This window comes from Synechococcus sp. OH2 (genome assembly GCF_047462155.1).
Taxonomy (GTDB): domain Bacteria; phylum Cyanobacteriota; class Cyanobacteriia; order Thermostichales; family Thermostichaceae; genus Thermostichus.
Genome location: NZ_JANSIR010000059.1, coordinates 15,083 through 17,541, shown reverse-complemented (window position 1 = coordinate 17,541; position 2,459 = coordinate 15,083). Strand labels below are relative to the sequence as shown.

Below are 2,459 nucleotides of genomic sequence, written 5' to 3'. Positions count from 1 at the left end.
TACCAACAAGTCTGGGAAGCGTGAAGCCCGCACTCTATCGGTTCGCGCAGCGTGGCATAAGCCATATTGTGTTGACTCAACGCAGGGGAGTGTCGGGAGTCGTTCACGGATCGAGAGCCATGTCCCAAGTGTACGACTGTGTCATCGTCGGCGCTGGCCCTGCCGGCGGCTCGGCCGCCTATCACCTGGCCAAGCGGGGGCGCTCAGTGTTGGTTTTGGAGAAGGATCCTTGGCCCCGCTACAAACCCTGTGGCGGCGGCGTTTCTCCCATGGTGGCGGCCTGGTTTGACTTCGATTTCAGCCCCGCCATTTCGCTGAAGATCCGGCAAATTCGCTACACCTGGCGGGGCGGGGATCCGGTTGTGGTCGACCTGGATCTGAAAGAGCCGGTATGGATGGTGCGGCGGGAGGTCTTCGACCATTACTTGATTCAGCAGGCGCAAAAGCAGGGGGCAGCGCTTCAGACGGAATGTCCTGTCTCCGGTATTGAGTGGCAGAGCGACCGCTGGCAGGTGATGACAGCCACCGGCCCGGTCTGGGGTCGGTATGTGATCGGGGCCGATGGGGCAAAAGGCTCGATGGCCAAGTGGCTGGGCTTTCAACACCGGCAGCGCCGCCTGGCTGCCGCCCTGGAAGCAGAAGTGCCCGTCTCAGAGCCGCAAACCGCAGCCGCCCACTTCGACTTTGGCGCCGTGAGCAACGGCTACATTTGGAACTTCCCCAAAGCCGATGGCTACTCGATCGGGGCGGGCACCTTTCGGGGTGGCGAAAAACAAAACTTGCGGGACATCGCCGCCGAGTACGCCCAAAGCTTTGGTGTGGACTTGAAATCGGTCAGGCAGTTTGGCCATCCCATCTGTCTCTGGGAGGGGGATCAACCCCTGCACAGCCAAAATGCCCTCTTGGTGGGAGATGCCGCCTGTGTCGTCGATCCGTTTACCGCCGAAGGGATCCGCCCCTCCCTCCTCACCGGCATGCTGGCAGCGCAGGCCATCGACCAAGCCCTGGCAGGAGATACGGAAGCCCTGGCGACCTACTCCGCCCGCGTGCAGCAGGAGTGGGGCTCAGAGATGCGTTGGGCCAAGCGGATCGCGGCGCTGTTCTACCGCTTTCCGGGCGTAGGCTACAGGGTAGGCGTCAAGCGACCGGGAGCCACTCGGCGCATGGGCCAAATCTTAGCCGGTGAGCTGCGCTACAGCGATGTGGCCAGCTCGGCCATTCGCAAGTTGAGCGCTGGCCTGTTAGCCTAGGCCGGTCATTGGGAGACAGGGGCGGGATCGTCGAAGCGCCTGCTGATTAGCAGGCAGTTGCGGCCATCCGCCTGGCGAGTGTAGCTCAAGTGGGTGGAGAGAGCCTTCATTAGCAAAATGCCCCGTCCTCCCTCAGACTCGGCGTTGGGGAGCCTGTTGGCTGCCAGGTTTTGGGCAAAGCCCTCCAAGTCGAACTCCTGCCCTTGATCCCAGATGCGCAGCTCCAGCCCCTGGGGCATCAGAACCAGCTCGATATCAATGGGTGTACTGGGAGGCAAAGCGCGGTGGGCATGGCGAACGGCGTTGGTAAAGCCCTCCGCCAAGGCCAACTGGCATTCCAACCAGATGGGGCCCGGGATGCCGGCGTTGCGGAAAGACTCAAACCACGTCAAAACCTCGCCGAGAGCATCCAGGGTTGTGTCTACTCTCGGCGCAAAGGTCTGCTTTTCCCCCGACGGGATCCCTGCTGCGTTCAAAACCGAACCCCAACGATAGGGATTGAACCTGAAGCCATTTGGCCCTACCAGATTCTAGACCAGAGCCCTGCCAGAACATGTCATCCCCCATTTTGGGGGGGAAGCTAGGGAGCGATGATCAAATCCACACGGCGGTTCCGCTGTCGCCCTTCCTCTGTATTGTTGTCGGCCACCGGCAAGGTAGGGCCAAAGCCAGAGGTTGTCCAACTGATGGGATGGCCTTCCGGCAAGAGTTTCATCAAATAGTCTTTAACCGCGTTGGCGCGGCGCAGGGAAAGAGCCAGGTTGTAGTTTAGGGATCCAATGTTGTCGGTGTGACCGTTCACTTGAACGCGGGCGCCGGGCATTTCACGCAAAGATTTGGCCACTTCTGCTAATAGGGAGGCCGCCTCAGGCCGAATCTCGGCCTTGTCGAAGTCGAAGAGCAGATCGCCCGGCAGGCTGATGGTTCGAGTTCCCACCTGAAAAGAGGTAGGGGTCGGCGTTGCGCTGGGGGCGGGGACGCTCACTCCCTCCGGGGCGATCTCGGCAGCGGTGGCCGATTCCCACCTCGGCTCAGGGGCCACTGCTTGGGAAGACAGCCGTTGCAGCCGCGACTCCAGTTCTTCAATTCGGATCAAAAGCTGGATCACCTGCTGGCGGAGTTCTCGAATCTCCCTTTCCAGCTCCGTGAGGCCCTCGTGATTTGGATTCCCACTTGGTGAAGCTGCATCGGCTGTCGGGCTCACCGCTG

General features: G+C 61.1%; 3 protein-coding genes. 1 reads left to right on the top strand and 2 read right to left on the bottom strand.

All coding sequences use genetic code 11. The annotated features are described in order from the left end of the window. Nucleotides 1-119: 119 nt before the first annotated feature. Nucleotides 120-1,250 (top strand): geranylgeranyl reductase family protein, encoded by a 1,131-nt coding sequence (locus tag NW835_RS04915; protein ID WP_414376877.1) that lies wholly within the window; start codon nt 120-122, stop codon nt 1,248-1,250. Between the two features lie 5 nt (nt 1,251-1,255). Here the strand turns inward: NW835_RS04915 and NW835_RS04910 are convergent, their stop codons facing one another. Together NW835_RS04910 and NW835_RS04905 are read right to left on the bottom strand one after the other, a co-directional pair. After that, nucleotides 1,256-1,726, bottom strand: coding sequence for an ATP-binding protein (locus tag NW835_RS04910; protein WP_414414664.1), 471 nt, complete (start codon nt 1,724-1,726; stop codon nt 1,256-1,258). A gap of 104 nt (nt 1,727-1,830) precedes the next feature. Further along, the coding region (locus NW835_RS04905; RefSeq protein WP_414414663.1) for an OmpA family protein at nt 1,831-2,459 on the bottom strand (629 nt) is incomplete at its 5' end.